The sequence below is a fragment of the Kitasatospora sp. NPDC004289 genome, from assembly GCF_053602875.1.
Genome location: NZ_JBSGEL010000010.1, coordinates 33,737 through 60,040, shown reverse-complemented (window position 1 = coordinate 60,040; position 26,304 = coordinate 33,737). Strand labels below are relative to the sequence as shown.

The following is a 26,304-nucleotide window of genomic DNA, read 5'->3' as shown; positions in this document are numbered from 1 at the left end:
CTCCAGGAGGCCGGCCGATGACCGCCATCACCCCGCACGACTACGTCTCCGTGCACGGCCCCCGGGCCGGCGACCGGATCCGGCTCGGCGACTCCGGGCTGATCGTCCGGGTGGAGTCCGACTCGCAGGCCCCCGGTGACGAGTTCCTGGCCGGCTTCGGCAAGACCGCCCGCGACGGCCTGCACCTCAAGCCCGCCGCCGTGCGCGACACCTGTGACGTCGTCATCTCCAACGTGCTGGTGATCGACGCGGTCCTCGGGATCCGCAAGACCTCGATCGGCCTGATCGGCGGCCGGATCGCCGCGATCGGCCGGGCCGGCAACCCGGACACCCTGGACGGCGTCGAGGTGGTGGTCGGCACCGGCACCACGATCGTCTCCGGGGAGGGCCTGATCGCCACCGCCGGCGCGATCGACACCCACGTCCACCTGCTCTCGCCCCGGATCATGGAGGCCTCGCTCGCCTCCGGCGTCACCACGGTCATCGGGCAGGAGTTCGGCCCGGTCTGGGGCGTCGGCGTCAACTCCCCCTGGGCCCTGCGCCACGCCTTCAACGCCTTCGACGCCTGGCCGGTCAACATCGGCTTCCTGGGCCGCGGTTCGTCCTCCGACCCGGCCCCGCTGGTCGAGGCACTGGCCGAGGGCGGTGCCTCGGGCTTCAAGGTGCACGAGGACATGGGCGCCCACACCCGCGCGCTCGACACCGCGCTGCGGGTCGCCGAGGAGCACGACGTCCAGGTCGCCCTGCACACCGACGGCCTCAACGAGTGCCTCTCGGTCGAGGACACCCTGCGGGTGCTGGACGGCCGTACCATCCACGCCTTCCACATCGAGGGGTGCGGCGGCGGACACGTCCCCAACGTGCTCAAGATGGCCGGCGTCCCCAACGTCATCGGCTCCTCCACCAACCCGACCCTCCCGTTCGGCCGGGACGCCCTGGGCGAGCACTTCGGCATGATCGTCTCCGCCCACGACCTCAAGGTCGACCTCCCCGGCGACGCCGCCATGGCCCGCGACCGGATCCGGGCCGGCACCATGGGCGCCGAGGACGTGCTGCACGACCTGGGCGTCATCGGCATCACCTCCTCCGACGCCCAGGGCATGGGCCGGGCGGGCGAGACGGTGCGCCGCACCTTCGCCATGGCCGGCAAGATGAAGCTCGAACTCGGGCCGCTGGACGGCGGGTTCGGCACCACCGAGGCCGGCGACGACAACGAGCGGGTGCTCCGCTACGTCGCCAAGCTCACCATCAACCCCGCCATCGCGCACGGCCTCTCCCACGAGGTCGGCTCGATCGAGGTGGGCAAGCTCGCCGACATCGTGCTCTGGCGCCCGGACCACTTCGGCGCCAAACCGCAGCTGGTGCTGAAGTCCGGCTTCCCCGCCTACGGCGTCACCGGCGACCCCAACGCCTCCACCGACCGCTGCGAACCCCTGGTCCTGGGCCCCCAGTTCGGCGCCCACGGGGCCACCGCCGCCGACCTCTCGGTGGCCTTCGTGGCCCGGGCCGCCGTCGAGAACGGGGACGCCATGCCCACCCGGCGCCGCCGGGTCGCCGTCCGCGGCACCCGGGGCATCGGCCCCGCCGACATGGTCCGCAACGCCCGCACCGGCACCGTCCAGGTCGAGGCCACCACCGGCCTGGTCACGCTCGACGGCGAACCGCTCCGCTCGGCCCCGGCCGACTCCGTCTCGCTCAGCCGCCTCTACTTCCTCTGACCAACCCCCGTCCAACACCCTTCACCCATCGAGGACTTCACACCCATGACCGCCGCCACCCCCGCCCAGCTCGGCTTCCGGATGCCCGCCGAATGGCACCCGCACGACCGCACCTGGATGGCCTTCCCCACCGACAACCCGACCTTCGACACCCCCGACCACCTGCACAACGCGCGGGAGGCCTGGGCCCGGGTCGCCAACACCATCGTCCGGTACGAGCCGGTCACGATGATCGTCAACACCGGGGAGCTGGACGCCGCCCGCCGCTACGTCGACGCCTCGGTCGAGCTGGTCGAGCGCCCGCTGGACGACGCCTGGATGCGGGACATCGGCCCCACCTTCCTGATCAACGGCTCCGGTGAACTCGCGGCCACCGACTGGGTGTTCAACGGCTGGGGCGCGCAGTCCTGGGCCCGCTGGGACAACGACCAGCACATCGCCGAGGAGATCACCAAGCTCACCGAGGTGCAGCGCTTCGCCTCCCGCCTGATCAACGAGGGCGGCGGCATCCACGTGGACGGCGAGGGCACCGTGCTGGTGACCGACACCGTCCAGCTCGGCGAGGGCCGCAACTCCGACTGGACCAGGGAGCAGGTCGAGGCCGAGCTGCACGCCCACCTCGGCACCACCAAGGCGGTCTGGCTGCCGCGCGGACTCACCCGCGACTACGACGAGTTCGGCACCCGGGGCCACATCGACATCGTCGCCTCCTTCGTCCGCCCCGGCGTGGTCGTCGCCCACGTCCAGCCCGACCCCGCCCACCCGGACCACGAGGTCTGCCAGGAGCTGGTCGCCATCCTGCGCGCCTCCACCGACGCCCAGGGCCGGCAGCTGGAGGTCGTCGAACTCCCCGCCCCCACCGTCCTGCTGGACGAGGAGGGCGAGCCGGTCGACTACTCCTACATCAACCACTACGTCGCCAACGGCGCCGTCGTCCTCTGCGCCTTCGACGACCCGCGCGACCAGGTCGCCGCCGCGCTGCTCGCCGAGGCCTACCCGGGCCGCACGGTCGAGCTGGTCGACGCCCGCGAGATCTTCGCCAACGGCGGCGGCATCCACTGCATCACCCAGCAGCAGCCCAAGGCCTGACGCTCCGTCAGGGCAACGAGGGCCGTCCGGCGCACCACGTGCCGGGCGGCCCTCGGCCGTTCGAAGCTCAGAGCCCCGGGGCCCACTCCCACCGGTAACCCGGGTGGTCCGCGTACGGGAGCGCGAGCAGGCGCAGCGTCTGCGGCGAGGTCACCGGGGGCGGCGCGAACCGGGCCCCGGTGTCGTCCCGGAGCCAGCGGCCGCCGTCCTCCTCGACGTGCAGCGGCCCCATCCACCGCAGGCCGCACCCGGCGTCGAAGGCGTGCTCCACCCGGCAGGCGGGTGCGCACTCCGCGTTGGCGAGCTCCAGCAGCTGCTGCTTGGCGGCGGTCTCGGCCAGCACCCGCGAGGGCCTCCAGCGGGCCAGGTACCGCTCGACCGGCGTCGCGGCGTCGGCCGCCCACCACCCCGAGGCCGCCTGCGGGTGCGCCTCCAGGGCGGCCTGCCGGTCCTCGGCGAAGCGGGCCCGCAGGAAGGCGGGCAGGTCCTCGGTCATGCGGACATCATCCCCTGACCTGACACAACCGCAGGCCGTTTCGGACCACCCTTGTGCCGCGGGACGTCGGCCTGCGAAGATCACCAGCCCGGCCGGTGCGGTCGGGTTGGAAGGATCACGGGGGTCCCGATGAACATCCGCGCCATGGCCGCAGCAGCGGCCGCCATCGCCATGGCGGCCTGCCTCACCGACGCCACCTCCGCCTCGGTGGCCCACGTCCTCAGCGGCGCGACCCCCTACGCCAACTACACCACCCCGGTCGCCGAGCACCTCGACCCGCAGCAGCAGATCTACGTCGGGGACTGAACTCCCCTCCACCCTGCGCCGGTTAGGCTGACGGCATGTCGGGACACGTCGAACCGCTGCTGCCCGCCGGGTACCGGAGCCACCCGGTCCGCCCCGAGGACGTACCCGCGGTCGAGGCCCTCCTGGCCCGCTGCGAACAGGAGTTGTACGGCAGGGCCGGCCACGGCGCCGGGCAGGTGACGGCCGACCTGGCACGGCCGGGGCTGGTCGCCGAGCTGGACACCGTCGTGGTGCGGGAGACGGCCGGGGCGGTGGCGGGCTGGGCCTGGGTGGACCGGCGTTCCGTGGTGCGGGTGCATCCGGAGCACCGGGGGCTCGGGCTCGGGGCGGCACTGCTCGACTGGGCCGAGGCCCGGGCCAGGGCGGCCGGCGGGGAGCAGATCACCCAGGTCGTGCCGGACGCCGACGCCGCGGCCGTCTCCCTGGTCCGCTCGCGCGGGTACCGACCCCGGGTCACCGAATGGCTGTTGGAGCACACCGCGTCCCTCGCGGACCTCCCGCCCGCACCGCCCGGCACCACCGTCCGCCCGTACCGGGAGGGTGACGGCCCGGCGCTCCACGCCCTGGTCCAGGACGCCTTCGACGAGTGGCAGCAGCGCCGCCACGGCTACCACGAGTGGGCCGCCCACACCCTCGCCCACCCGTCCTTCGCCCCGGCCGCCACCCTGCTCGCCTTCACCGGCGGCCATCTCACCGGCGCCACCGTCTCCCTCGACTCCCCCGAGCCGGACGAGGGTTGGATCGAACAGCTGGCCGTCCACCCGGCCCACCGCCGCCGCGGCCTGGCCCGCCACCTGCTGGCCGCCACCTTCCAGGCCTTCACCCGGGCGGGCCGCCCCACCACCACCCTCGGCACCCACTCCGAGACCGGCGCCCTCGACCTCTACCTGCACGTCGGCATGCGGGTCCGCCACAGCTCCACCGTCCACCGCAAGGAGATCAGCCACACCCCGGAGGGACCGTGACCGAACGCTTCGCCGCCGCCTACGACGCCCTGCTCGCCCGCTGGCCCGCCGGCACGGCCGAACTGACCGTCCCCACCCCGTACGGGCCGACCCGGGTGCACGCGTACGGCCCGCCGGACGGCGCCCCGCTCCTCCTGCTGCACGGCGGCGGAGCCACCGGCACCGTCTGGTACGCCAACGCACCGGCGCTCGGTGCGCACCACCGGCTCTACGCCGTGGACATCCTCGGCGACGTCGGACGCAGCGTCCGCGCGGGCCGGCCGCTGCGCCGCCCCGCCGACCTGACCGCCTGGCTCGGCTCCGTCCTGGACGGCCTCGGGCTCTCCGCCACCGCCGTCTGCGGCCACTCCTACGGCGCCTGGCTGGCCGTCACCTTCGCACGGCACGCCCCGCAACGGGTGACGAGGCTGGCCCTGCTCGACCCGACCCAGGTGTTCGGCGGCTTCCGCCCCGGCTACCTGCTGCGCGCGCTGCCCCTGCTGCTGCGCCCGACCGAGGCCCGGGTCCGCGACTACCTCCGCTGGGAGACCGGTAGTTCGGCTCCCGACCCGGCCTGGGCCGATCTCTACGTGCTCGGCGCCACCGCACCCAGGGTCGGCCGCCCGGTCAGCGGCCGCACCACCCGCCCACCCGGCCCGGCCGTCCCCACCCTGGTGCTGTTCGCCGAACGCAGCCGCACCCACGACGCGGCCGCCCTCGCCGCCCGGGCCCGCCGTCAACTGCCGCACGCGGAGGTCGCGTTGCTGCCCGGCCTGTCGCACCACGCGATCCCGACCGCCGACCCGAGCGCGCTCGACGGCCGACTGCTGGACTTCCTCGCCCGGGACGGCGGACCCGCCGCCGCTCCGGGCGAGACCTCCGGCTAGGCCACGCCGCCGAGCGCGTCCTCGGCGACCGCGGCGGCGCGCTGGTCGCGGAAGTTCTTCAGGTAGGCGTCGTGGACGGCCGCGTCCTGGTACTTCAGCAGGGCCTCGTCGGTCTCGGTGAGGCCCATGTTGGTGTAGGGGTGACTGCCGGTGAAGACGAGCTTCTGGTCGGCCTGGCCCTGGTAACCGCCCTCCACCAGCAGGTACTTGGTGTGGGTGGCGGAGCCGCCACGGGTGTCGTTGTTGAGGCGGTGCAGCGAGATCTTGCCGTTCTTGGTGGAGCGGGTCAGCCAGAAGCCGATGTCGCGCTGCGGGCCGGGGGCGTCCCAGTCGTTGAGCAGGCGGTACACGACGTCCACGTAGCAGCCGGCCTCGGCCAGCTCCCAGAGCTTCTGCGCGACGGCCGCGCGGGAGATCTGGTGCTGGGCGATCCGGATGACGGTGCGGCCCTCGGGGTTCTCCGCGGTCTTGGTGTTGCCGTAGCAGACCGGGGCGGTGCCGATCGGGTCGTCCACCGTGTTGAGGAGGTCCACGATCGGGTCGGAGGTGGCCCGCGGGAAGAAGTAGGCCCGGGCCGCCCCGGCCTGCACCTCGACGGGGTAGTCCTTGGTCTGGAGCGAGCCGTCCGGGGCGGCCTGAGAGGCCGTCAGCTTCTCGAAGTAGGTGCGGTAGGCGGCGTGCAGCTCGGCGTTGCCGACCACCGTCATGGCGTCGTTCCAGCCGTACTTGAGGTCCCAGACGGTGAGGTTCCCCGAGGACTGCACGGTCACGTCGTCCAGCGGGACGCCCAGGGTGGGCGAGCCGCTGCCGGTGGTGCGGGAGAACAGGAAGAACTTGTTGTGGTTGTTGCTGAACGGCGCGTACTGCTCGGCGTTCTTCGCCAGGCAGGCCTGGTCCGGCGCGCAGACCCGGATCCAGGAGGTGCCGTAGGTCTTCCCGGCGGGTGCGGTCTCGGCGAACGCGGCGTCCAGGGTGTTCTTCACCTTCAGGCCGGGCGTCGCCCCGGAGCTGTCGGCCTCGATGCTGGTGTGGTCCACCAGGACCTGGACGTTGACGCCGTTGCGGTGCGCCTCGGCCAGCTTGCCCGCGTACCAGTCGGAGCGCAGCGAGTAGATCGAGATCCGGACGGTGGAGCCGGGCAGCGCCCCGCCGGTGAGCCGGCCGAGGTGGCCGAGTATCGCGTTCTGGCCCGCGGTGTCGGGCGCCTTCGGGTTGTTGAAGACCGGTCCGGTGGTCACGTAGGTGGTCGGCTCGGCGACCGCGGCGGTCGGGACGGCGGTGGCCAGCAGGAGGCCGCAGAGCAGCGCGGGCAGCAGCCGCCGGGCCTTCGGCGCCGTGGCGCCGAGCGCCCTGAGGGTCAGTCTCTCGGTGATCATGGCGGGCCACTCTAGACCAGCCCGCGGCTCACTGACGCACCGTCAGGCTCCGCCAGCGGTGGCCGCCGCGCGGGCAGCCGTCGTCCAGCCGGGAACGGGCGGCCCCGGGGGTGTCGGTGATCACCGCGTCCGCCCCGCGCCCGGCCAGCCGGCCCCAGCCGTCCGGCTCGTCGACCGTCCACACGTAGACCCGGCGTCCGGCGGCGTGCTCGGCCCGGATCCGTTCGGGGGTGGCGAGCACCTGCTCCAGCGAGACGGCGTACAGCGGCAGCCCCTCCGGGTCGCGGGCGTACCAGGAGGCCTGGAGCAGGGTGACCGGGAGGTCCGGCGCGGCGGCGTGGGCGGCCCGCAGGTGCTGGGGGTGGAAGGAGTACAGCTCCACCTCCACCCCGGAGGCGGTCGCGGCGGCCGCCAGCCGGCCGATCACGGCGGCGTTCGCCGGGCTGCCGACGTCCTTGATCTCCAGCAGCAGCCGGACCCCGGTGCCGTGCAGCCGGTCCAGCAGCTCGGTGAGGTGCGGGATCGGCTGGGGGCCGCCGGGCCCCACCGTGACGCGCAGCCGGTCCAGTTCGGCGATCCGCAGGTCGGCGACGGCGCCGTGGCCGGTGCCGCCGGTGACCCGGTCGACGGTCGGGTCGTGCATCAGCACGGGGACGCCGTCCCTGCTGACCAGGACGTCCGTCTCCAGCCAGTCGGCACCCTCCCGGAGGGCGGCCTCGAAGGAGGCCATGGTGTTCTCGGCCGCGACGGTGGGGGCGCCGCGGTGCCCCACCACGGGGACCCGGGAGCAGGTGGTGGCCCGCTCCCCCGCCCCCGTGGTGGCCGCCGGCACCACGTCGGAGGAGATCGGCAGGGCTGCCGCGAGCGCGAGCAGCGAGGTGAGGAGCACGGTACCGGTTCGTCCCATGCGTCCAGTGATGACCCGTCAGGGCCTCCTCGGCCCGGGAACCGGCGGACAATCAGACGAACGGGTGAGCGCCGACGGCGCGCTCACCCCGGCGTGCACGCCCACGGCGGGCCGCCGGGCGGCCCGCTCCCGGCAGCCCGCGGGACGGCTCCGTCAGCCGATGGTCACGGCGTACGAGGTCTGCGCGGCGAAGCCGTAACCCGGCGCCGCGTCCCAGGGGTTGGGCAGGGTGTCGTCGGTGGCGTAGGCGTAGCCGGCGCCCCGGGCGAACGCGGTGTCCAGCGCGCTCTTCATCTCCACCTGGCCGGGCACGCCGTAGACCAGGTGCCAGAAGGCCGTACCGCTCGGGTCGAAGGAGGCGCCCGAGTAGTAGCCGGCCGTCAGGTTGAAGACGTTGCCGCCGAGCCAGCCACCTCCGGTGTAGCCGGCGTAGGTGCCCTCGTAGGTCACGAAGGTGTCGGCGGTGCGGTGGCCGGGCTCCAGGTAGCAGTCGGCGATCGCGGTGCCGGGGTTGTCGATCACCAGCTCGTCGGTGCCGGGCGCCACCGACTCGACGGTGGACTGCACGTACTGACGCAGCGCCAGGTAGTGGTCGCGGGTCGCGTTGCCCGCGCCGCAGTCCCGGCTGACCACGTCGAAGAAGATGCCGTCCACGTGCAGCTTGCCGTCGGTGGTCTTCAGGTAGTTGTCCACCGAGGCCTTCACGGCGGCCGCCGAGCGGGTGCCGTTGCCGGTGTGCACGTAGCCGAGCACCTTGGTGTGCGCGCCGGTCGCGGTGACCCCGGCGCGCAGCGCGTCGGCCTGCGCCTGCCAGGCGGCGGTGAACGGGCTGTCGCCGTTGCCCGGGTTGAGCACCACCACCGAGGCGGCGGGCGAGGTGCCCTGCAGGGCGGTGGTCATCGGGTCGCCCGGCCAGACGTACGCCGGCACCGCGATCTCCAGGCCCCGGCTGCGGGCCGCGGCCGCGCCGGTGGCACCGGTGGTCGACACGGCCGTCAGGGCCAGGACCGAGCTGAACGCGAGGGCCAGCAGGCCCTTCGCACGTGCACGCATGAATCCCCCATGGGTTGGTTGTGGCGTTCCCTCCGCCCCGAGCCGGATGCTACCCGGCCGAGATGACCTTCCCCCCGTCCGCCACTCCCGCACCGGCCGCCCCGGCCTCGATCACGGCGATCAACGGCCGCAGGTCCTGCTCCACCGTCAGTTCCCGCAGCAGGGTGGTCCATCGGCCGCCCTCCCGGCGCCAGGTGAAGTCGTACAGCGTCGGCACGCCGTCCTCCTCCCGCCGCATCACGATCGACCCGTGGTCCGCCCGCACCGTCGTCGCCACGAACGACACGTCGGCCAGCGAGTCCCCGATCACCCGGCCCTCCGCCCGCAGCGCGCGGAACCGGTGCATGAACTGCTCCTTCACCAGCCGCACGCTCAGCCCCGACCGGTCCACCCGCAGGTTCTCGAACTCCGGGTCGTACAGCGCGTCGAGGGCGTCCAGGTCCATCGCCAAGCCCGCGTGCAGGTAGCGCCACATCCGGTCCACCAGTGCCTGATCCATCGTCAACTCCCTCTCGTTCACCGGAAGTCCAGAATCACAGGGCCCACCCACGACTCACCGACGGGCGGATGACGGATCGCTGACAGCCCGCCGACACCCCGCCGTCACCCCTCCACGGGTCGCCGCAGCTCCTCCTGCCGCACCCGCATCAGTCCGGCCGCCCTCGTGAACCAGTCCGCCAGCACGGCGACCTCATCGGCCGTGTAGTCGGCGAACAGCTCGTTCAGCCGCGCGTAGAACGGCCCGTACACCTCGTACAACCGCCCCGCCGCCGTCCCGTCCGCCACGATCCGCACCCGCCGCCGGTCCGCCGGGTCCGCCTGCCGCCGCGCGTAGCCGGCCTTCTCCAGGCGGTTGACCACCCCCGTGACGGCCCCGGTGGTCAGGTTGGCCCGCTCGGCCAGCTCCCCGGCGGTGATCGGCTCGGCCCCCGCCCCCAGCACGTGGCCGAGGCAGGTGAGGTCGGTGACCCCGAGCCCCAGACGCTGCGCGATGTCCTGCTGGCCGGTCAGGCTCAGCGCGATCAGCTGGTCCATCGCCGCCAGGGCCTGCTCCGGGGACGCCTCGGGACGCGGCTTGCCCTCCACCAAAAATCTCCTTACAGTCTAAGATACTTAGCAACTAAGACATTTGCCCTACGTCCCCCATCATGACGAAGGAGCACCGCCATGAGCGGCATCCACGGCCACCACGACATGGGCCACACCCTCGCCGGCTGGACCGGCACCGCCATCGTCACCCTCGGCACCGCACTCGCCGGCACCGGCCTCTGCGCCGCCTCCCCCGCCCTCCTCCGGTCCGGCGCCGCCACCATCCTCCTCGGCGCCCTCAGCACCTGGGTCCTCCACCTCACCGGCTGGGGCAAGCCCAGCGGCCCCCGCCCCGAATCCCAGTGGCCCTGGCGCGTCCGCGACACCACCGTCCACACCGACTGCCTCGGCTGCCGCCTCGCCGGCCGCGACCGCCGGAACCGCCCGGACTCCGCGACCGCGCGTCGGCGCCGCGAGGCCGCCGGATCATCGGCGCGCGCCCTTCCGTGAGAGGCTGACCGGGCCCAGCACCACAGCGACCCCGAGCAGGGAGGACAGCCCGATGGCCGAGCCGCGGACCCGTCGACCGGCGCGTCCGCGCGAAGAGGTCTTCGCCACCGCGCGGGCCGCCATCGCCGAGCACGGGCTGGCGAAGCTGACCATGGCCGGGCTCGGCAAGCAGCTCCAGATGAGTGCGGGTCACCTCCTCTACTACTTCGGCAGCAAGGACCAGCTGCTGCTGGAGACCCTGCGCTGGAGCGAGGAACAGCTCGGCGAGCGGCGCCGGGCCGCGCTGGCCGACCGCGGGGTGACGGTCCGGCAGCGGCTGGCCGCGTACGCCGGCCTCTACCTGCCGGAGGGGCCGGGCGATCCGCGCTGGGTGCTCTGGCTGGAGGTCTGGGGGCGCTCCCCCGCGAGCGCGGAGATCCGGCAGGGGCAGCTGGAGATCGAGGCGCCGTGGCAGGCGGATCTGGTCGCCCTGCTCGAAGAGGGCGTCGCGGAGGGCGAGTTCGGGGTCGGGAGCGCCGGAGTGGCCGAACGCGCCGTCCAGCTGCGGGCGATGCTGGACGGCTTGGCCGTCCCGGTGGCCATCGGGCTCCCGGGCGCCGACCGCGCCACGGCCGAGTCGCAGCTCGACTCCGTCGCCCGCGCCCTGCTGCGCGACTGACCTCCGACCGGACGCCCTGCCGGGCCGGCCGGACGCGGTGCGCCGCGACCCCTCTGACGCGCCGTCACTCGGTCCAGAGGGCGACGGCGGTGCGGTCGGCGGCGTAGCCCTTGGCGCGGACCTGGATCTGGCGGAGGAAGTCCACGGTGCCGGGCGGGTGCGGGTGGGCCCAGTGGTTGGCGAGGAAGTGGGCCACCGAGGGCTCCTCGGCGAGGGGGTCGGCCAGGCCCGGGGTGGAGAGCAACAGGATGTCGCCGGGGGTCGCGGGGACCAGCCGGAAGCGGAACGAGCGGGGGGACGGGCCCGCCGGGTGCGGGGGCTGGCCGTCCGGGTGGTGGAGCAGGCGGGCCGCGTAGGCGTCGATCCAGTGGCCGGAGCGCAGGAGGTAGAGGCCGCCGGGCCCGAGGCCGAACGCCGCCCGGTGGGTGGCGGTCGGGTCGAGCGAGATCATCAGGCAGTGCAGCGCGGCTTCCTGCGGAGCGTCAGAAGGCGTACCCGGGGCGCGCAGCGGGGCGAACGCGCCGGTAGCCAGGCGCTGGAGCCCGTAGCGCAGCCGGTCCCGCGCGCCCGCGCGCAGGTCCGCGGCGAGCTCCGCCCGGCTCCGGCCGACCGCCGCCGCCAACTGCCGGCAGGCCTCCGCCGCCAACGGCGAGGGCTCGGGCGTGGTGCCGACCACCGCCAGCAGCAGCCCGTCCTCCCCCTCCCCGAACCGGGTCAGCAGCAGCGCGTCCCGCCGCCCCTCGCCGCGGTACCGGGCCGAATCCCCCCGCACCGAGACGGCCCGGACGGTCGCCCCGCCGTACTGCGCGCCGTCCACCACCGTGTCGGGGGTCAGCAGGGCCAGCTCGTCCGGCTCCACGGCGGTGACGGCGGTCGGCTCCGGCCCGTACGTCGGCGGGCGGTCGCCCACGTGCGGCACCGGCTGCTGCGCGTACGCCCGCCGCGCGGGCGGCGTCATCGGCGGGACGGACAGCTCGGCGGACGCGGACGGCGGGACGGTCTCGGCTTCGGGTTCGACCTCGGTCTCGGCCTCCGGTTCGGGGTCGGCCACCACGGTCTCGGCCTCGACCGCCTGAGCCACCGTCACGCGCTCGGGCTCCGGCTCGACGGTCAGTTCCGGCTCGACGGCCGGCTCGGGTTCGACGGCCGGCCCGGGTTCGACGATCGGCTCCGGCTCGGCCTCGGCGGCCGGCGCCTCCGCCGCATCTGACGGAGCCTCCGCCACCCGCTGGGCCCCGATCATCCCGAGCGCCGAGTCGAACCACTCGTCCACCGTCGGCTCGGCCGCGACGGGCTCGACCGGCTCCTCGACGGCCTCCGCCTCCGCCGTCCGCTGGGCGCCGATCATTCCGGCCGCCGAGTCGAACCACTCGTCCACCGTCGCGTCCTCGGCCGCCGCGTCGGGCACCGCCAGGGCCTCCGGCAGGGTGGCCGCCGGACCGGTGTACACCTCGTGCCACCAGCCGTCGCCGCGCTGCAACGGTGTGCCCTGGTTGCTCATCCGGCTGCTCCTCGTGCGTCTCTGGCCGTCTGCCGAGCGGGCCTGCTCCCGGACTCGGCGTCATTCTTCCGAACGGAGAACGACGCTGTCCGGCATTCGGCGACAACCGGTCACTCCATGGGCTCAGCGGCCGGAACGGCACCCTCCGGACGGAGCGGCAGCGGCCTCGCACGGTGCCAGCTGGGTGAATTCCCGGCGGCGAGCCGGGAGGGGGGTGGTGATCAGACCCCCGAAGGGGCTCTACCCTCACCCGTTCGGCTGATTAATATGTGCGCATGACCGCGCCAGGGGCCACCAGACCACAGCCGGGGAGGGCCCGCGCGGGCCACCACCCCGTCGCTGCGCTCTGGGCGTTCCTGCTGGCCGGTCTTCTGCTGGCCCTGCCGTGCTCGGGCCCGGCCCACGCGGTGGCCCGGGCGGCCGCCGCGCCCGCCCCGCTGACCACCGTGACCGCGCTCCCGGGCGCCCACGTCCAGCTCCGGTTCCACCAGGACGGGCAGCCCACCGCGCACCACCGGTCGGACGCCGCCGGGCTCCCGTCGGAGCTGGTCTGGTGCTCGGTCGACGGCGAGCGGCCGTTCCCGGGCAGCGGCTGCTCCGGGCACACGTACTGCGGGCCGGAGGCCCAGCTGCCGAACGCGCCGCCGCAGCCGGTCCCGGCCGTCGCGGCGCGGCTGGTCCCGCCGCAGGTGCTGCCCGCGCCCTCCCGGCCCGTGCCGGTGGGCGATCTCGACCTCGCGCCCGACCTGCACGTCCTCCAGGTCCAGCTGAGCTGAGCGGAACCCACCGCCCGGACCACCCCGGCCGACCGGCCGGACCGGGCGGCTCCGCTTCCCCTGCCAATCCGCATACCGCCGGCCGGACACCGCCCGGCGGGGACAAGGAAACACTTCCATGGGTTCCGCTTCCAAGCAGCCGACCAAGCAGCAGTCCGCCAAGGGCAAGGGCAACGTGAAGGGCAGCACCGCCGACCGGCGTGCCCGGATCGCCGAGCTGCGCGCCGAGGAGCAGCGCCGCGACCGCCGCAACAAGATCGTGGCGATCAGCCTCGGCGTGGTGCTGGTCGGCGGCATGATCGGCGGCGGCGCGTGGATCGCGCTCGACGCCAAGGCGAAGAAGGACAAGGAGACCGCGGCCGCCAAGGCCCCGATCGACGGCGTCCAGACCTTCGACAACCTCTCGCGCAACCACGTCACCACCACCGTGACCTACCCGCAGACCCCGCCGGTCGGCGGCGACCACAACCCGCAGTGGCTCAACTGCATGGGCACCGTCTACGACAAGCCGGTCGAGAACGAGAAGGCCGTGCACGCCCTGGAGCACGGCGCGGTCTGGGTGACGTACAGCTCGAAGGCCTCGGCCGAGGACATCACCACGCTCTCCACCAAGGTGAAGTCCACCCCGTACTCCTTCATCAGCCCCTACCCGGACGAGAAGGGCACCATCACCCTGACCGCCTGGGGCACCCAGCTCACGGTGGACAGCGCCTCCGACCCCCGGGTCGGCACCTTCTTCACCAAGTACGTGAACGGCCCGCAGACCCAGGAGCCCGGTGCCTCCTGCAGCGCGGCGGTGATGTGACCGTGACCGTCGAGGACGGAGCCGTCCGGGACGAGAGCGTCGTGACGGAGGGTCAGGAGCCCTCCGCGCAGGCGCGGGGCGGCCGCCGACGGGTCTGGTGGCCGGCCGCGCTGGCCGCCGCCGTGGCCCTCGGGCTCGGCGTGCCCGCACTGGTCAGCAGCAGCTCCGGCGGGCCGGCCGCCGCGGCGCCCGCGCAGGAGTCGGCGGACGCCGGCTTCGCGCGGGACATGTCGACCCACCACCAGCAGGCCGTGGACATGTCGTTCATCGTCCGGGACCGGACCCAGGACCCCGACGTCCGGACCCTGGCCTTCGACATCATCAACACCCAGGCCAACCAGCGCGGCATGATGACCGGCTGGCTGGACCAGTGGGGGCTCACCCAGCACTCCGGTGCCGCCCCCATGGCCTGGATGAAGATGGACCACGGGTTCACCGCCCACGACGGCGCGCTGATGCCGGGGATGGCCACCAACACCGACCTGGACAAGCTGCGTTCGCTCAGCGGCCGGGACGCCGAGGTGCTCTACCTCCAGCTGATGATCGAGCACCACAAGGGCGGGGTCGGGATGGCCCAGGGCTACCTGGACACCGGCTCCGACGCGGTGGAGAAGCGGCTCGCCCAGACCATGGTGAACGGGCAGACCGCCGAGATCGACCTGATGACCTCGATGCTGGACAAGCGCGGCGCCAAGCCGCTCTCCTGACCGGAGCGGCGGCGGGCACCGGCCCCACGGGGCGCGGCACGGACGGTACGCCGTCCGCGCCGCGCCCCGTCGGCGTCTCCCGACGCTCCGTCAGCCCTGCCGGGCCCCGGCCGACTGCCGCGGCAGGGCGGGCCGATCGGCCGGGCCGCGCGTCGGGGTCCGGACCCGCCCCGCGGCCAGGGCGGCCGCCAGGGCGACCAGGACCAGCAGTGCGAAGACCGCCCGGCCCCCGGCGGCGGGCCCGGCCAGGTGGAGGCCGAGCACCGGCAGCGCGGTGCCGAGCGCCGTACCGAGGCTGCGCACCATGTTGACCAGCCCGCCGCCGACCGCCGAACTGGCGGGCGGGATGGCCCGCATCACCTGCGCGTTGTTGGCCGGCAGCAGCAGCCCGAGCCCGTACCCGGCGACCGCCAGCGGCACCGCCATCGCCACCGGGGCGGCGGGCAGCGCGGCGGCCCCGGCCAGTCCGAGCGCCGCCAGCAGCGCCCCGAGGCGGCAGCGGGCGCCGTCCGTCCAGCGCGTGGGCAACAGCGCGCCGCCGACGGTGGCCGCCACCGCGAACGCCGCCGGCAGCGCGGTGATCACCAGCCCCGCGGCCGCCACCGGTACCCCGGCACCCGCGAGCACCACCGGGCCGAGCACCAGGGGGCAGAACAGCAGCAGGTAGCCGACCAGGGCGATCAGCAGGCCGGTGCGGATGCCGGGGGTGTTGACCAGACCGGGCGGGATCAGCGGGCGGTCCGCCCGGCGCTCCTGACGGGTCAGGGCGAGCGCCAGTACGGTGGCGAGCAGCAGCAGGACGGCCACCGCCCAGGCGGGGAGCGGGAGTCCGGAGGCGGCGGAGAGCCCGAGCAGGGCGGAGGTGGTGGCCCCGGCCAGCAGGAGGAGCCCGGCCAGGTCGAACTTCCCTTCAGGGCGCGGGGGTCGGCGCGAGCAGCGGTCCGGGTGGGTACGGGGCAGCAGGAACCAGCCGGCCACCAGACCGACCAGCCCGACGGGCACGTTGACCCAGAACGCCCAGCGCCAGGACGCGTGTTGGACCAGCAGGCCGCCGAGGGTCGGGCCCAGCGCGAGGCCCAGTGCCTGGGCCGCCGCCTGGACGCCGAGCGCCGTCCGCATGGCCCGCTCGGGCACGCCCCGGGCGACCAGCGCGACGCTGTTGGCCTGCATCATCGCCCCGCCGACCGCCTGCACCGCCCGGCAGGCCACCAGCACCCCGAGGCTCCCGGCCGCGCCGGCCCCGAGGCTTGCGAGCGCGAAGACCGCGAAGCCGCCCAGATAGACGGTCTTGCGCCCGATCAGGTCGGACAGCCGCCCGACCGGGGCGAGCAGCGCCACCAGCACCAGCAGGTACGCCAGCGAGACCCAGGCGACGGCCGCGAAGCCCGCGTCGAAGGCGGACTCCAGGGCCGGGAAGAGCAGTGCGGTGACGCTCGCGGTGAGCTGACCGAGGAAGGCCCCCAGGCAGACCGCGCCGACGGCCAGCCAGTGCGCGTACGGCCGGGAGGCGATCAGCCTCGGCCGGGGGCGCTCGACCAGCAGGCGTCCGGTCAGCTCTCGCACAGTGGTCATATGACAAATGTATCTGTCACCGATCCATTCGGTCCACAGAGCTACCCGTCCAACCAGCGGAACGTGACCGGATCCCCCCGCACACCGCGAGCTACGCTGTCGCCCATGTCCGTACAGCCCGACCCCGCGCCGCCCGCCCCCGCCCCCGCCCACCCCGAGGCCGAGGGCACCACACTGGAGCGGGCCCAACGGCTGACGGACGTGATCACCCGGCTGCGGCGGGCGCTGCGCAGCAGCATCCGCACCGACTACCCGTGGGAGTCCCTGCCGATGGCGCAGGTCGAGCTCCTCCAGACCCTGGCCGCCGCCCCGCTCCGGGTCGGCGAACTGGCGGCCCGTCAGCGCCTCGCCCCCAACACCGTCAGCGGCCTGGTCGGCAAACTCCTCGACGCCGGCTTCGTCGACCGCCAGCCCGACCCCGGCGACCGCCGCACCGCCCGCATCGCCCTCACCGAAGCCGGCCGCCACCAACTGCGCGACTGGCAGCTCGCCCACGAACGCCGCCTGGCCTCCGCCCTGGAGAGCCTCGGCGAGACCGACCGCGAAGCCGTCATGAACGCCCTCCCCGGCCTGGAACTCCTCGCCCGCGCCCTCACCACGGTGGACGATCGCGCGCCCTGACGGGCTATCCACCCGGCCCACCGTCACTGCTCCCCCGTAGGGTGCCGCCATGATCGCGCGCCCCACCGGGCAGGCCGACGGACCGTACGGTGCCGCCTTCCTCCCCCGCCTCCGACTGACGTTCCGGCCCGCTGAGCACCCCATCACCGAACCGGTCGCCAAGCTCGGCGGCGCCCCGGTCTGGCTCGCCGAACCGGCGTGGCCGCTCGACCCCCGCACGGGCGAACCGCTGGTGTTCGTCGGACAGTTCCCGATCCCCGGGGACGAGCTGCGCCTCGCGTACCTCTTCGTGGAGGAGGAGGACATGATCATGGGTGGCCTCGGCCCGGAGGACGGCGACGCGGTCGTCCTGGTCCAACCCGGCGGCCGCGTCCCGCACTTCGCCGTCCCGGGCCCGACCGGCACCCGGGGCCGGACGCTCTGGCGCTGGGGCCCTGACGATCGCGAAGTACCCGTCGAAGGCCACCTCGACCTGACACCGGCGCCGCCCGGCCTCGACGGGTACGAGCTGGGCACGTACCTGGGCGGCACCGCGTACCTCAGCCACGGCCGTCCCGGCCTGGACTCCCCCTGGGAGTTCCTCCTCCAGCTCGGCGACTGCGGCGGAGCCGGGGAGGACCCCTACTTCCTCAACTTCGGTGGCGGGCACGGCTACGTCTTCCTGAGCCCGGACCACCTCGAAGGGCGCTTCTACTGGGAGGCGCCCTGACCCCCCCAGGGCTCAGAACAGAGCGGGCCGCTCCAGTGCGAGCAGCTGGCGCTTGCGGTCCACGCCCGCCGCGAAGCCGGTCATGGCGCCGTTCGCGCCGAGCACGCGGTGGCAGGGGAGGATCACCAGCAGCGGGTTGGCCCCGACCGCGCCGCCCACCGCGCGGACGGCGGCCGGGGGCTGGCCGGCCATCGCGCCGAGTTCGCCGTAGGTGACCGTCTCGCCGTACGGGATCTCGGCCAGGGCGGCCCAGATCGCCCGGCGGAAGTCACTGCCCTCGGGGTCGAGCGTCAGCGAGAAGTCGGTCCGGTCCCCCGCGAAGTACGCGTCGAGCTGCGCGACCACCTCGGCGAAGGCCGCGTCGTCGGCCACCCACCCGTCGGCCGGCCCCTCCGGGGCGCCCTTCTGGCCCGGCGCGGTGACGGAGCGCAGCGCGACCCCGCCGGAGCCGTCCGGCACCCCGCTGAGCAGCAGGCGCCCGAGCGGGCTCTCCATCGTGGTGTACACCGTCGCCGTCATGCCGCCGTCCCACTTCCTGACGCACCGTCAATCGCAGTCCCCCGCTTGCCCTTCGGAGGATTCTCCCCGACCGGCGGCGTGAGCGAGGCCCACAGCCGGTGCACCGCGTACGAGCGCCAAGGCGCCCAGGCCGCGCCCGCGACCGCCGCCGACTTCGGGTCACCGGCGTGCCCGAGCCGGAGCAGGCCGTGCTTGACGCCGATGTCGCTGGGCAGGAAGACGTCCGGATCGGCCAGCGCCCGCATCCGCAGGTAGCCGACCGTCCAGGGCCCGATGCCGGGCAGGGCGAGGAGTTCGGCGGCGGCCGCCTCCCGGTCGACGCCGCCGTCGAGGCGCACCGTGCCGTCCGCCAGGGCCGCGCAGAGCCCGCGCAGCGCGCGCTTGCGCGCGTCCGGCATGGCCAGGTCCTCGGGGGCCGCCCCGGCCAGTGCGCCCGCCGTTGGGAAGAGCAGCCGCAGCCCGCCGTTGGGCTCGGCCAGCGCCGCGCCGTACTTCTCGGCCAGCCGCCCGGCCAGCGTCCGGGCGGCGGCCACCGTGACCTGCTGGCCGAGGACGGCGCGCACGGCCAGCTCGTGCGGGTCGACGTGCCCCGGGGAGCGCACCCCGGGGCGGGAGCGGACCAGTGCACCGAGCACCGGGTCGGCCCCGAGCTGTCCGTCCACCGCGTCCGGGTCGGCGTCCAGGTCGAAGAGCGCGCGCAGCCGGTGCACGGCGGTGGTGAGGTCGCGCAGGTCGGTGAGCTGGAGCCGGCAGTCCAGCCAACCGCGGTCCGCCCGCTCGCCGGGGCCCAGGCCGTCCACCTCCGCGACGGCGTGGCCGTAGGGAAGGGCGAGCGTGCGCCGGTAGGTCCGCACCCCTGACGCGGGGTCGGCCACGACCTCCTCCACGCCGGGGACGGCGCGCAGGGCGAGGAAGTCCAGCAGGTGGTCGCTGTCCAGCGAGCCCCGGTAGGCGAGGCGGAGCCCGATCTGCCCGGCGGTCACGGCGCCCGGGCGGTGGCCGTTGGCCTCCGTGCGCAGGCCGCTCGGGGTGCGGTCGTAGACCTCGCGCACGGTGTCGTTGAACTGACGGACCGAGGAGAACCCGGCCGCGAACGCGATCTCGGTGACCGGCAGCTGCGTGGTCTGGAGCAGCAGCCGGGCGGTCTGCGCGCGCTGCGCCCGGGCCAGCGCGATCGGGCCGGCGCCCAGCTCCGCGCTCAGCTGCCGCTGCAACTGCCGTGCGCTGTAGCCGAGTCGGTCGGCCAGACCGGAGACCCCCTCCCGGTCCACCACACCGTCGCCGATCAGCCGCATGGCCCGGCCGACCAGGTCGGCCCGGTGGTTCCACTCCGGCGAGCCGGGCACCGAGTCCGGACGGCAGCGGCGGCAGGCCCGGAAGCCGGCGCCCTGGGCGGCGGCCGCGGTCGGGTAGAAGGTGCAGTTGGCGCGCTTGGGCGTGACGGCGGGGCAGCTCGGACGGCAGTAGATGCCGGTGCTGCTGACGGCGGTGAAGAACACCCCGTCGAAGCGGGCGTCCCGGCTGTCCACCGCCCGGTAGCGGGTGTCGTCGGTCAGGGTCTCGGTCACGTCCTCCAGTCTGCGCCACCCCGGAGGGTGCGACTGGCGGAAATCGGACGCCACCGTCGCCTGCGGCGCACCCCGGGAGGATCGCCCCTTGAGAGCGCTCTCATACCCGGCCCGATACGAGTAAGCTCTGTACCGGCACATCCCCCACGTCCCTGCCCACAGCCCTCCCGAGGAGTACCGAGGTGGCCCAGCCGCAGCCCGAGGCCGAGTCGGCCGCCCCGCTCCCCCGCCCCACCCTGGAGTCCGTCGCGGAGCGGGCCGGCGTCTCCCGCGCGACCGCCTCCCGGGTGATCAACGGCGGTACCGGAGTCCGGGAGCCCCTGCGGGAGAAGGTCCAGAAGGCCGTCGAGGAGCTCGGCTACGTGCCCAACCTGGCCGCCCGCACCCTCGTCACCCGCCGCAACCAGGCCGTGGCCGTCGTGGTGGCCGAACCGGAGAGCCGCCTCTTCTCCGACCCCTTCTTCGCCCAGCACCTGCGCGGCATCAGCCGCGAACTCTCCGCCGCCGACAACCAGATGGTGCTCCTCTTCATCGAGGACCAGCAGGACTACCAGCGGGTCGGCCGCTACCTGGCCGGCGGCCACGTGGACGGCGCCCTGCTGTTCTCCCTCCACCAGAGCGACCCGCTCCCGGAGATGGCCCGCCGGGTCGGACTGCCCACCGTGATCGGCGGCCGCCCCGGCTGGCCCGGCGCCGAGTCCGACCGCGAACTGGTCTACGTCGACAGCGACAACCGCGGCGGTGCCCGCACCGCCGTCCAGCACCTGCGCTCCCTCGGCCGCACCAGGATCGCCACCATCACCGGCCCGCTCGACCAGACCTCCTCCATGGACCGCCTCGACGGCTACCGCGACCTCCTCCCCGACGGCGACCCCGCCCTGATCGCCGTCGGCGACTTCACCCCCGAGGGCGGCCGCCGCGCGATGGCCGAACTCCTCGAGCGCCGCCCCGACCTCGACGCCGTCTTCGCCGCCTCCGACCAGATGGCCTCCGGCGCCCTCCACGTCCTGCGCACCCACGGCCGCACCGTCCCCGACGACGTCGCCGTGGTCGGCTTCGACGACGTCGAATCCATCGCCGCCTGGACCGAACCCCCGCTCACCACCATCCGCCAGGACATCGAGGAAATGGGCCGCCTGATGGCCCGCCTCCTCCTGCGCCGCCTCAACACCCCCTCCCAACCCCTCACCCCCACCTCCGTCATCACCCCCACCCGCCTGATCCTCCGCGGCTCCGCCTGACCCTCGGACGGGTACCCGGACCGGAAGCGGGAGTGACCTCGGCACCGGACCCACGGTTGTCACCAGGTGACGTCCAGAACGAGCAGTGAGAGTGCACCGCACCCCCGGGACGCCAACGCACGCCTCGTGATGCTCGCCCAGCGGAGCGTGGACACCCGGCCCGAACTGGCCCTGCGCCGCGCGCTCCACTCACTCGGGTTCCGGTACCGGGTGAACCTCCCCCTGCCGACCATGCGCCGCCGCCGTTCGGACCTCACGTTCGTCCGCTGGCGCACCGCAGTGTTCGTGCAGGGTTGCTTCTGGCACGCCTGCCCCCAGCACCTGCATGCTCCCAAGCACAACGCCGAGTGGTGGTGGGACAAGCTCCAGCACAACGTCCGCCGCGACGAGGACACCGACTCGCGTCTCGTTCGGCTGGGCTGGATCCCCCTGCGGATCTGGGAGCACGAGACGGTGGAGGCCGCCGTGGCCGGAGTCGTCGAGGTGCTCGCTCACCAGGGGCACCCGCGGGCGGTGGGCTTGAGCCGACACCGGGGTGTCAGAGGCCGACGGCCCCCTTCGTCAGGGTGCTGAGCCCGCCCGCCAGGGCGATGCCCAGGACCACCCGCCGGGCCCAGTGCTCCGGGACTCGGCCGGCCAGGGCCGCGCCGATCACCGCGCCGGCCGCGATGCCGACCGCCGCCGAGGACCATCCGGTGCGGGAGAGGTGGGGCAGGCCCTTGGCGGTGACGGAGAAGACGTTGACGACGAAGCCGTAGAAGAGGGCGTTGGGGAGGAACTCGCGGACGGTCCAGCCGGCGTTGACGGCGTAGAGGGAGAGGGCCGGGCCGCCCACGCCCGCCGAGGAGTTCATGAAGCCGCTGGCCGCGCCGGCGACCACCGCCCCGCCGGTGCCGCGCAGGGCGGCGGCCCGCGCACCGGCCAGCACCACCACCACGGCGAGCGTCACCACCAGTCCGATGCCGACCAGCAGGACGGGGCCCGGCAGGCGTTCGGCGACCCAGACGCCCGCCGGGACGGTGCAGCCGGCCGCCAGGACCAGCGGGACCATGGCCCTCGGCCTGACCTCCCGCCAGTTGCCCGCCAGCCCGAGCAGGCTGATCACCCCGGACGCGCAGTTGGCCAGGGCGACTCCCTCTCCCGGGCCGATCAGCAGGGCCAGTACCGGTACGGCGACCAGTGCGAGCCCCATCCCGGCCATCCGCTGCACCGTCGAACCGAGCAGCACCACCCCGCCCAGCGCCAGTTCCGCCACCCACCCGCTCGTCATGACGCGCACTCTGCTCCGCACTCCCCGCATGATCAACGGAATTCCGGATGCGGGTGCCGACAGGGTGGGATGATGCCCCGTCATGGACGAGGAGACGTGGAGTGCCCAGGCCGGGTACGGGGTGCGGTTCGAGTGGGGGCCGGTCGGCGCGGCGCGGCTGGTGCGGGCCGGGGCGGCCGCGCTGGTGGTGGTCGACGTGCTGTCGTTCACCACGGCGGTGAGCGTGGCGGTGGAGCGCGGGACGCGGGTGTATCCGTACCCCTGGCGGGACGGCACCGCACGGGAGTTCGCGGCCGGGCAGGCGGCGGAGCTGGCGGTCGGGCGGCGGGAGGCCTCGCCCCGGGCGCCCTGGTCGCTCTCCCCCGCAGCGCTGCGCACGGCGCCGTTCACCCCGCGCCTGGTGCTGCCGTCCCCGAACGGGTCGGCGATCGCGGCCGCCGCCCGGGGCCTGCCGGTGTACGCCGCCTGCCTGCGCAATGCCACCGCCGTCGCCCGTCACCTGCACCGGGAGGGCCTCGGCACGCCGGAGCGGCCCCTCGCCGTGGTCGCGGCCGGCGAGCGCTGGCCGGACGGTTCGCTCCGCCCCGCCGTCGAGGACCTGCTCGGCGCCGGTGCGGTGATCGCCGCCCTCGCGGGGACGGCGTCGCTCTCCCCCGAGGCCGCGCTCTCCCCCGAGGCCGCGCTCGCCGCCGCCTCCGCCACCGGGACGCCCGACCCGGCCGCCACCGTCCGGGCCTGCGCCTCGGGCCGCGAACTGGCCGACGGCGGCTGGCCGCAGGACGTCGAGGTGGCCGTCGAGATCGATTCGTCCACCGTCGTCCCGCTGCTGGACGGCCTCGCCTTCGGGAGCGCCCGATGACCCCCACCACCTGGGACCCGACCGCGGCCGGGATCCTCCGTCTGCCCTCCGGGCGGCTGGTCCGCGGCCGCGGCCTGAGCCACCCGCAACCGCCCGGCCCGGAGCCGGAGTTCGCCCTCTACCTGCTGGGCCGTCAACCTCCGCCCGTCCCCTGGGAGTTCCGCTGGCTCCGCTGGCCCGACTTCCGCCTCCCGGCCGACCCGGCGGCCACCACCGAGGCGCTCCGGGAGGCGTGGCGCCGCTGCTCCGCCGAGCGGGTCGAGTTCGCCTGCGCCGGCGGCCGCGGCCGTACCGGCACCGCCCTGGCCTGCCTCGCCGTCCTGGACGGGGTCCCCGCGGACCGCGCGGTCGCCTACGTCCGCGAGCACTACTCGCCGCACGCCGTCGAGACCCCGTGGCAGCGCCGCTACGTCGCCCGGTTCGACCCCTCGGACTGACCCCGGCCCCGGTCCTCGCCCCGGCCCTCGCCCCGGTCCTCGCCCTGCCCCGCGCCCTGCCCCGCGCCCTGTCCCTCGACCGTGGTCCCCGTCATCGTGCTCCCAGCCGTCCCGGCCCCCGTCATCGGAGCCTCGGCGAAGGCCACCCGGGGCAGCGCGGCGGGGTGGTGGTGGCGGAGGTGACGGATCAGCTCCTCCCGTGCCCAGCAGCGGAGTTCGAAGGCGTCATCGGCGTTGCGGGCGGTCATCAGCGCGCGGACCACAATGGTGCTGGGCGTGGTGTCGACGACCTGGAGCGCGCGGCCGGCGCCGTCCCACAGGGGGTGCTCGGCGATCCGGCGCTCGAACTCGGCGCGCAGCTCGCCGACCGGGGTGCTGTGGTCGAGGTGCAGGACGGCGGTACCGGTGATGCCGGGGCCGCGGCGGGACCAGTTCTCGAAGGGCCTGCCGACGAAGTGCGAGACGGGCATGACGATCCGTCGCTGGTCCCAGGTGGCGACGGCGACGTAGGTGAGGGTGATCTCCTCGATCGTGCCCCACTCACCGTCGACCACCACCACGTCGTCGATGCCGACCATGTCGCTGAAGGCGAGTTGGAGCCCGGCGAAGAGGTTGCCGAGGGTGCTCTGGGCGGCCACCCCGAGCACCAGTCCGACCAGTCCGGCCGAGGCGAGCAGGCTGGTGCCGACGGTGCGGACGGCCGGGAAGGTCATCAGCACCCCGGCCAGCGTGAGCAGCGCGATGGCCGCCCCGCAGACCCGGCCGAGCAGGCTCGCCTGGGTCCGCACCCGCCGCACCCGCGCCGGATCGCGGTCCGGCCGCCCGCTCGCGTACCTGCTCAGCCCGGTGACCAGCAGCAGGGCCACCATCCGGGCGGCCAGCCAGCCGCAGCTCACCAGCAGGGCGATCAGCAGCCCGTGCCGCACCACCCCTGCGGCGGGGAGGGCCACCCACCCGCCGGCCAGCAGCAGCGCCGCTCCGGCGGCGGCCAGGAACGGCACCCGGCAGCGCCGCAGCACCGGCCAGGCCACGGCCTCGGGGTGGGCGGCGGTCAGCCGCCGCAGGGCGCGGCGCACCACCCGGTCGACCACCACCAGCACCACCAGGACGGCGGCCACCGCCACGGCGGGCCGCAGGACGGTCCAGATCTGCACGTGTGAACTCCTCAGGTGGGAACGGCCGGAGCAACGGGTACGGCGAGACCGCGGAACCGACGGAAGCGGCGCCACCCGCCGGGCCGGAGCTCGTCGGAGCAGCGCCCGCCGGGCCGGAGACCGTCAGGCCGCCGTGCGGCGGCGGCGCCGCGAGGCACGGAACACCCGCTCCCGCTCGTCCTCGGTCTGCCCGCCCCAGACCCCGTAGGTCTCGTGGGCGAGCAGGGCGTGGCGCAGGCAGGCCTCCCGCACGGGACACCGTGCGCAGACCTCCTTGGCGCTCGCCTCACGGGCCTCCCGTTCGGGCCCGCGCTCGCCGAGCGGGGTGAAGAAGAGGTCGGTGCTGACGGTGCGGCAGGCGGCGCGCAGCTGCCAGTCCCACTCGTGCTCGAAGGCGCCGGGCAGGCGCGAGACGATGGTCATGGGGGGCTCCTTCGCTCGTTCCGTTGGTACGGCCCGGCCTGCGTCTCACCCCGTTGCCCCGCGCGAAACCCACCGTCCGTACACTCACCGCCCTTGTGGCGCAGGCCACTTGACCCGTGAAGACCGACAACCGGAATCCGTGCGTTCCGTGCCGACCCTGTGGCGATCGCGTGTGGGCGGACATGGCGCGGAGCACCCCGGGTAACCGCGCTCCCATCGCGGAAGCCCGAGGAGAGGAACGACATGGCGACCATCACCACCGCCCTGGCGGACACCGCCCCCGTCCCGCCCGCCCCGTCGGGGCTGCGCCGGACCGCCCTGGCCGGCCTGCCCGAACTGCAGGACGGGCCCGAGCTCGACCGCCCCCGCGAGGTGGCCGCACCGGACGCCCGTCACCTGTCCCGCGTGCTCTTCGCCCGGCTGCGCGAACTGGAGGAGGGCACGCCCGAGTACTCCTACGTGCGCGCCACGCTGATCGAGCTGAACGTCTCGCTGGTGCGCTTCGCGGTCCGGCGCTTCTCCGGCAGCCGGGAGCCGCTGGAGGACATCGTGCAGGCCGGGACGGTCGGCCTGATCAAGGCGATCGACCGCTTCGAGCCCGAGCGCGGGCTGGAGTTCACCACCTTCGCCGTCCCGACCATCGTGGGCGAGGTCAAGCGCTTCTTCCGGGACAGCACCTGGGCGGTGCACGTCCCGCGGCGCCTCCAGGAGGCCCGGCTGGCCGTGGTCCGAGGCAGCGACGAGCTGGAGCAACGGCTGGACCGCAGCCCCACCGTGCCCGAACTCGCCGAGCACCTCGGCCTCTCCGAGGAGGAGGTGCTGGAGGGCATCGGCGCGGCCGAGGCCCGGACGGCCAACTCGCTGGAGGCCCGGCTGGACGACGCCGACGCCGGTGAGGGGCCCTCCCTGGAGGCGCTGCTCGGCGCGGAGGACCCGCGCTTCGAACGGGTCGACGCCGTCCAGGCGTTGAAGCCCACCATCGCCGCACTCCCGGAGCGGGACCGCCTGCTGCTCGCGATGCGCTTCAGCGAGGAGCTCACCCAGTCCCAGATCGGCGAGCGGCTCGGCGTCTCGCAGATGCACGTCTCGCGGCTGCTCGCCCGGGTGCTCGGCGAACTGCGCGCCGCCCTGGTCGCGGACCCGTCCTGACCCACCGTACGCAGCCGGAC

At 74.5% G+C, this 26,304-nt stretch carries 30 protein-coding genes; 17 read left to right on the top strand and 13 right to left on the bottom strand.

The annotated features are described in order from the left end of the window. Positions 1-17 precede the first annotated feature (17 nt). Together ACWEPF_RS09385 and ACWEPF_RS09380 are read left to right on the top strand one after the other, a co-directional pair. Positions 18-1,718: an urease subunit alpha gene (locus tag ACWEPF_RS09385; protein WP_452172089.1), complete on the top strand. Its 1,701-nt coding sequence runs from the start codon at positions 18-20 to the stop codon at positions 1,716-1,718. A 45-nt stretch (positions 1,719-1,763) separates the two neighbouring features. After that, a complete protein-coding gene (locus tag ACWEPF_RS09380) occupies positions 1,764-2,807 on the top strand; it encodes an agmatine deiminase family protein (RefSeq protein WP_452172088.1) in 1,044 nt (347 codons plus the stop codon). A gap of 67 nt (positions 2,808-2,874) precedes the next feature. Here ACWEPF_RS09380 and ACWEPF_RS09375 read toward each other — a convergent pair whose 3' ends face one another. After that, positions 2,875-3,303 carry a DUF6221 family protein gene (locus ACWEPF_RS09375; protein ID WP_452172087.1) on the bottom strand — a complete coding sequence of 143 codons (429 nt, stop codon included), beginning with the start codon at positions 3,301-3,303 and terminating at the stop codon, positions 2,875-2,877. 129 nt (positions 3,304-3,432) lie between these two features. On the opposite strand from ACWEPF_RS09375, the gene ACWEPF_RS09370 reads away from it, so the two are divergent. Genes ACWEPF_RS09370 through ACWEPF_RS09360 form a run of 3 tightly spaced genes read left to right on the top strand, consistent with a single transcriptional unit; the run spans position 3,433 to position 5,440 of the window. Next, on the top strand, positions 3,433-3,609 hold the full coding sequence (locus ACWEPF_RS09370; RefSeq protein WP_452172086.1) for a hypothetical protein: 177 nt from the start codon (positions 3,433-3,435) through the stop codon (positions 3,607-3,609). A gap of 35 nt (positions 3,610-3,644) precedes the next feature. Continuing rightward, positions 3,645-4,574, top strand: a complete 930-nt coding sequence (locus ACWEPF_RS09365) for a GNAT family N-acetyltransferase (protein WP_452172085.1) — start codon at positions 3,645-3,647, stop codon at positions 4,572-4,574. Next, entirely contained in the window at positions 4,571-5,440 is an 870-nt protein-coding gene (locus ACWEPF_RS09360) for an alpha/beta fold hydrolase (protein WP_452172084.1), read from the top strand. The genes ACWEPF_RS09365 and ACWEPF_RS09360 overlap by 4 nt, the downstream gene beginning before the upstream one ends. Here the strand turns inward: ACWEPF_RS09360 and ACWEPF_RS09355 are convergent. The 5 genes from ACWEPF_RS09355 to ACWEPF_RS09335 all read right to left on the bottom strand — a co-directional run bounded on the left by ACWEPF_RS09355 (position 5,437) and on the right by ACWEPF_RS09335 (position 9,862). Next, positions 5,437-6,816, bottom strand: a complete 1,380-nt coding sequence (locus ACWEPF_RS09355; protein WP_452172083.1) for a phospholipase D-like domain-containing protein — start codon at positions 6,814-6,816, stop codon at positions 5,437-5,439. The two genes, ACWEPF_RS09360 and ACWEPF_RS09355, sit on opposite strands and share 4 nt — an antisense overlap. Before the next feature lie 28 nt (positions 6,817-6,844). Then, positions 6,845-7,723, bottom strand: a complete 879-nt coding sequence (locus tag ACWEPF_RS09350; protein WP_452172082.1) for a glycerophosphodiester phosphodiesterase — start codon at positions 7,721-7,723, stop codon at positions 6,845-6,847. Positions 7,724-7,876: 153 nt separating this feature from the next. Then, entirely contained in the window at positions 7,877-8,776 is a 900-nt protein-coding gene (locus ACWEPF_RS09345; RefSeq protein ID WP_452172081.1) for a spherulation-specific family 4 protein, read from the bottom strand. Between the two features lie 49 nt (positions 8,777-8,825). After that, a complete protein-coding gene (locus ACWEPF_RS09340; protein WP_452172080.1) occupies positions 8,826-9,275 on the bottom strand; it encodes a hypothetical protein in 450 nt (149 codons plus the stop codon). A 104-nt stretch (positions 9,276-9,379) separates the two neighbouring features. Beyond that, on the bottom strand, positions 9,380-9,862 hold the full coding sequence (locus ACWEPF_RS09335) for a MarR family winged helix-turn-helix transcriptional regulator (protein ID WP_345284115.1): 483 nt from the start codon (positions 9,860-9,862) through the stop codon (positions 9,380-9,382). 81 nt (positions 9,863-9,943) lie between these two features. Between ACWEPF_RS09335 and ACWEPF_RS09330 the strand changes: the two genes are divergently transcribed. Together ACWEPF_RS09330 and ACWEPF_RS09325 are read left to right on the top strand one after the other, a co-directional pair. After that, positions 9,944-10,315 (top strand): HGxxPAAW family protein, encoded by a 372-nt coding sequence (locus ACWEPF_RS09330; RefSeq protein ID WP_452172079.1) that lies wholly within the window; start codon positions 9,944-9,946, stop codon positions 10,313-10,315. A gap of 52 nt (positions 10,316-10,367) precedes the next feature. Continuing rightward, positions 10,368-10,973 (top strand): TetR/AcrR family transcriptional regulator, encoded by a 606-nt coding sequence (locus ACWEPF_RS09325; RefSeq protein WP_345284119.1) that lies wholly within the window; start codon positions 10,368-10,370, stop codon positions 10,971-10,973. A gap of 64 nt (positions 10,974-11,037) precedes the next feature. On the opposite strand, the gene ACWEPF_RS09320 is transcribed toward ACWEPF_RS09325, so the two are convergent. Next, positions 11,038-12,474: a protein phosphatase 2C domain-containing protein gene (locus ACWEPF_RS09320; protein WP_452172078.1), complete on the bottom strand. Its 1,437-nt coding sequence runs from the start codon at positions 12,472-12,474 to the stop codon at positions 11,038-11,040. A gap of 275 nt (positions 12,475-12,749) precedes the next feature. Here ACWEPF_RS09320 and ACWEPF_RS09315 point away from each other — a divergent pair, with 275 nt between their 5' ends. From ACWEPF_RS09315 to ACWEPF_RS09305, 3 genes are all read left to right on the top strand, one after another. Beyond that, a complete protein-coding gene (locus ACWEPF_RS09315; RefSeq protein ID WP_449797128.1) occupies positions 12,750-13,250 on the top strand; it encodes a hypothetical protein in 501 nt (166 codons plus the stop codon). A gap of 118 nt (positions 13,251-13,368) precedes the next feature. After that, positions 13,369-14,055: a DUF3105 domain-containing protein gene (locus ACWEPF_RS09310; RefSeq protein ID WP_452172077.1), complete on the top strand. Its 687-nt coding sequence runs from the start codon at positions 13,369-13,371 to the stop codon at positions 14,053-14,055. A 110-nt stretch (positions 14,056-14,165) separates the two neighbouring features. Then, a complete protein-coding gene (locus tag ACWEPF_RS09305) occupies positions 14,166-14,762 on the top strand; it encodes a DUF305 domain-containing protein (RefSeq protein WP_452172177.1) in 597 nt (198 codons plus the stop codon). 90 nt (positions 14,763-14,852) lie between these two features. Here ACWEPF_RS09305 and ACWEPF_RS09300 read toward each other — a convergent pair whose 3' ends face one another. Further along, positions 14,853-16,334, bottom strand: coding sequence for an MFS transporter (locus tag ACWEPF_RS09300; RefSeq protein WP_452172076.1), 1,482 nt, complete (start codon positions 16,332-16,334; stop codon positions 14,853-14,855). A 105-nt stretch (positions 16,335-16,439) separates the two neighbouring features. Here ACWEPF_RS09300 and ACWEPF_RS09295 point away from each other — a divergent pair, with 105 nt between their 5' ends. Together ACWEPF_RS09295 and ACWEPF_RS09290 are read left to right on the top strand one after the other, a co-directional pair. Further along, positions 16,440-16,955: a MarR family winged helix-turn-helix transcriptional regulator gene (locus ACWEPF_RS09295; RefSeq protein WP_452172075.1), complete on the top strand. Its 516-nt coding sequence runs from the start codon at positions 16,440-16,442 to the stop codon at positions 16,953-16,955. A 49-nt stretch (positions 16,956-17,004) separates the two neighbouring features. Next, on the top strand, positions 17,005-17,664 hold the full coding sequence (locus ACWEPF_RS09290; RefSeq protein WP_452172074.1) for a hypothetical protein: 660 nt from the start codon (positions 17,005-17,007) through the stop codon (positions 17,662-17,664). A 12-nt stretch (positions 17,665-17,676) separates the two neighbouring features. Here ACWEPF_RS09290 and ACWEPF_RS09285 read toward each other — a convergent pair whose 3' ends face one another. Beyond that, complete coding sequence (locus ACWEPF_RS09285; protein ID WP_452172073.1) at positions 17,677-18,183, bottom strand: methylated-DNA--[protein]-cysteine S-methyltransferase; 507 nt, start codon at positions 18,181-18,183, stop codon at positions 17,677-17,679. Beyond that, positions 18,180-19,751: an AlkA N-terminal domain-containing protein gene (locus tag ACWEPF_RS09280; RefSeq protein ID WP_452172072.1), complete on the bottom strand. Its 1,572-nt coding sequence runs from the start codon at positions 19,749-19,751 to the stop codon at positions 18,180-18,182. Before ACWEPF_RS09280 ends, ACWEPF_RS09285 begins: the two co-directional genes overlap by 4 nt. A 182-nt stretch (positions 19,752-19,933) precedes the next feature. On the opposite strand from ACWEPF_RS09280, the gene ACWEPF_RS09275 reads away from it, so the two are divergent. Both ACWEPF_RS09275 and ACWEPF_RS09270 read left to right on the top strand, forming a co-directional pair. Continuing rightward, positions 19,934-20,992, top strand: a complete 1,059-nt coding sequence (locus tag ACWEPF_RS09275; RefSeq protein ID WP_449797133.1) for a LacI family DNA-binding transcriptional regulator — start codon at positions 19,934-19,936, stop codon at positions 20,990-20,992. A gap of 66 nt (positions 20,993-21,058) precedes the next feature. After that, positions 21,059-21,565 carry a very short patch repair endonuclease gene (locus tag ACWEPF_RS09270; RefSeq protein ID WP_452172071.1) on the top strand — a complete coding sequence of 169 codons (507 nt, stop codon included), beginning with the start codon at positions 21,059-21,061 and terminating at the stop codon, positions 21,563-21,565. Here ACWEPF_RS09270 and ACWEPF_RS09265 read toward each other — a convergent pair. After that, complete coding sequence (locus ACWEPF_RS09265) at positions 21,531-22,262, bottom strand: TSUP family transporter (RefSeq protein WP_452172070.1); 732 nt, start codon at positions 22,260-22,262, stop codon at positions 21,531-21,533. The two genes, ACWEPF_RS09270 and ACWEPF_RS09265, sit on opposite strands and share 35 nt — an antisense overlap. A gap of 82 nt (positions 22,263-22,344) precedes the next feature. Between ACWEPF_RS09265 and ACWEPF_RS09260 the strand changes: the two genes are divergently transcribed. Further along, positions 22,345-23,121 carry a 2-phosphosulfolactate phosphatase gene (locus ACWEPF_RS09260; RefSeq protein WP_452172069.1) on the top strand — a complete coding sequence of 259 codons (777 nt, stop codon included), beginning with the start codon at positions 22,345-22,347 and terminating at the stop codon, positions 23,119-23,121. Then, a complete protein-coding gene (locus ACWEPF_RS09255) occupies positions 23,118-23,558 on the top strand; it encodes a protein-tyrosine phosphatase family protein (RefSeq protein ID WP_452172068.1) in 441 nt (146 codons plus the stop codon). Before ACWEPF_RS09260 ends, ACWEPF_RS09255 begins: the two co-directional genes overlap by 4 nt. On the opposite strand, the gene ACWEPF_RS09250 is transcribed toward ACWEPF_RS09255, so the two are convergent. Both ACWEPF_RS09250 and ACWEPF_RS09245 read right to left on the bottom strand, forming a co-directional pair. Beyond that, a complete protein-coding gene (locus ACWEPF_RS09250) occupies positions 23,528-24,712 on the bottom strand; it encodes a mechanosensitive ion channel family protein (RefSeq protein ID WP_452172067.1) in 1,185 nt (394 codons plus the stop codon). The two genes, ACWEPF_RS09255 and ACWEPF_RS09250, sit on opposite strands and share 31 nt — an antisense overlap. A 123-nt stretch (positions 24,713-24,835) precedes the next feature. Then, positions 24,836-25,135 (bottom strand): WhiB family transcriptional regulator, encoded by a 300-nt coding sequence (locus tag ACWEPF_RS09245; protein ID WP_452172066.1) that lies wholly within the window; start codon positions 25,133-25,135, stop codon positions 24,836-24,838. 243 nt (positions 25,136-25,378) lie between these two features. Between ACWEPF_RS09245 and ACWEPF_RS09240 the strand changes: the two genes are divergently transcribed. Next, complete coding sequence (locus ACWEPF_RS09240; protein WP_452172065.1) at positions 25,379-26,284, top strand: SigB/SigF/SigG family RNA polymerase sigma factor; 906 nt, start codon at positions 25,379-25,381, stop codon at positions 26,282-26,284. Positions 26,285-26,304: the final 20 nt, after the last annotated feature.

Excerpts from the sequence above, each read along its gene's own strand:
- ACWEPF_RS09385 (WP_452172089.1), top strand. The coding sequence starts at position 18 with ATGACCGCCATCACCCCGCACGACTACGTCTCCGTGCACGGCCCCCGG.
- ACWEPF_RS09380 (WP_452172088.1), top strand. The coding sequence starts at position 1,764 with ATGACCGCCGCCACCCCCGCCCAGCTCGGCTTCCGGATGCCCGCCGAA.
- ACWEPF_RS09375 (WP_452172087.1), bottom strand. The coding sequence starts at position 3,303 with ATGACCGAGGACCTGCCCGCCTTCCTGCGGGCCCGCTTCGCCGAGGAC.
- ACWEPF_RS09370 (WP_452172086.1), top strand. The coding sequence starts at position 3,433 with ATGAACATCCGCGCCATGGCCGCAGCAGCGGCCGCCATCGCCATGGCG.
- ACWEPF_RS09365 (WP_452172085.1), top strand. The coding sequence starts at position 3,645 with ATGTCGGGACACGTCGAACCGCTGCTGCCCGCCGGGTACCGGAGCCAC.
- ACWEPF_RS09355 (WP_452172083.1), bottom strand. The coding sequence starts at position 6,816 with ATGATCACCGAGAGACTGACCCTCAGGGCGCTCGGCGCCACGGCGCCG.
- ACWEPF_RS09350 (WP_452172082.1), bottom strand. The coding sequence starts at position 7,723 with ATGGGACGAACCGGTACCGTGCTCCTCACCTCGCTGCTCGCGCTCGCG.
- ACWEPF_RS09345 (WP_452172081.1), bottom strand. The coding sequence starts at position 8,776 with ATGCGTGCACGTGCGAAGGGCCTGCTGGCCCTCGCGTTCAGCTCGGTC.
- ACWEPF_RS09340 (WP_452172080.1), bottom strand. The coding sequence starts at position 9,275 with ATGGATCAGGCACTGGTGGACCGGATGTGGCGCTACCTGCACGCGGGC.
- ACWEPF_RS09330 (WP_452172079.1), top strand. The coding sequence starts at position 9,944 with ATGAGCGGCATCCACGGCCACCACGACATGGGCCACACCCTCGCCGGC.
- ACWEPF_RS09325 (WP_345284119.1), top strand. The coding sequence starts at position 10,368 with ATGGCCGAGCCGCGGACCCGTCGACCGGCGCGTCCGCGCGAAGAGGTC.
- ACWEPF_RS09320 (WP_452172078.1), bottom strand. The coding sequence starts at position 12,474 with ATGAGCAACCAGGGCACACCGTTGCAGCGCGGCGACGGCTGGTGGCAC.
- ACWEPF_RS09315 (WP_449797128.1), top strand. The coding sequence starts at position 12,750 with ATGACCGCGCCAGGGGCCACCAGACCACAGCCGGGGAGGGCCCGCGCG.
- ACWEPF_RS09310 (WP_452172077.1), top strand. The coding sequence starts at position 13,369 with ATGGGTTCCGCTTCCAAGCAGCCGACCAAGCAGCAGTCCGCCAAGGGC.
- ACWEPF_RS09300 (WP_452172076.1), bottom strand. The coding sequence starts at position 16,334 with ATGACCACTGTGCGAGAGCTGACCGGACGCCTGCTGGTCGAGCGCCCC.
- ACWEPF_RS09295 (WP_452172075.1), top strand. The coding sequence starts at position 16,440 with ATGTCCGTACAGCCCGACCCCGCGCCGCCCGCCCCCGCCCCCGCCCAC.
- ACWEPF_RS09290 (WP_452172074.1), top strand. The coding sequence starts at position 17,005 with ATGATCGCGCGCCCCACCGGGCAGGCCGACGGACCGTACGGTGCCGCC.
- ACWEPF_RS09285 (WP_452172073.1), bottom strand. The coding sequence starts at position 18,183 with ATGACGGCGACGGTGTACACCACGATGGAGAGCCCGCTCGGGCGCCTG.
- ACWEPF_RS09265 (WP_452172070.1), bottom strand. The coding sequence starts at position 22,262 with ATGACGAGCGGGTGGGTGGCGGAACTGGCGCTGGGCGGGGTGGTGCTG.
- ACWEPF_RS09260 (WP_452172069.1), top strand. The coding sequence starts at position 22,345 with ATGGACGAGGAGACGTGGAGTGCCCAGGCCGGGTACGGGGTGCGGTTC.
- ACWEPF_RS09255 (WP_452172068.1), top strand. The coding sequence starts at position 23,118 with ATGACCCCCACCACCTGGGACCCGACCGCGGCCGGGATCCTCCGTCTG.
- ACWEPF_RS09245 (WP_452172066.1), bottom strand. The coding sequence starts at position 25,135 with ATGACCATCGTCTCGCGCCTGCCCGGCGCCTTCGAGCACGAGTGGGAC.
- ACWEPF_RS09240 (WP_452172065.1), top strand. The coding sequence starts at position 25,379 with ATGGCGACCATCACCACCGCCCTGGCGGACACCGCCCCCGTCCCGCCC.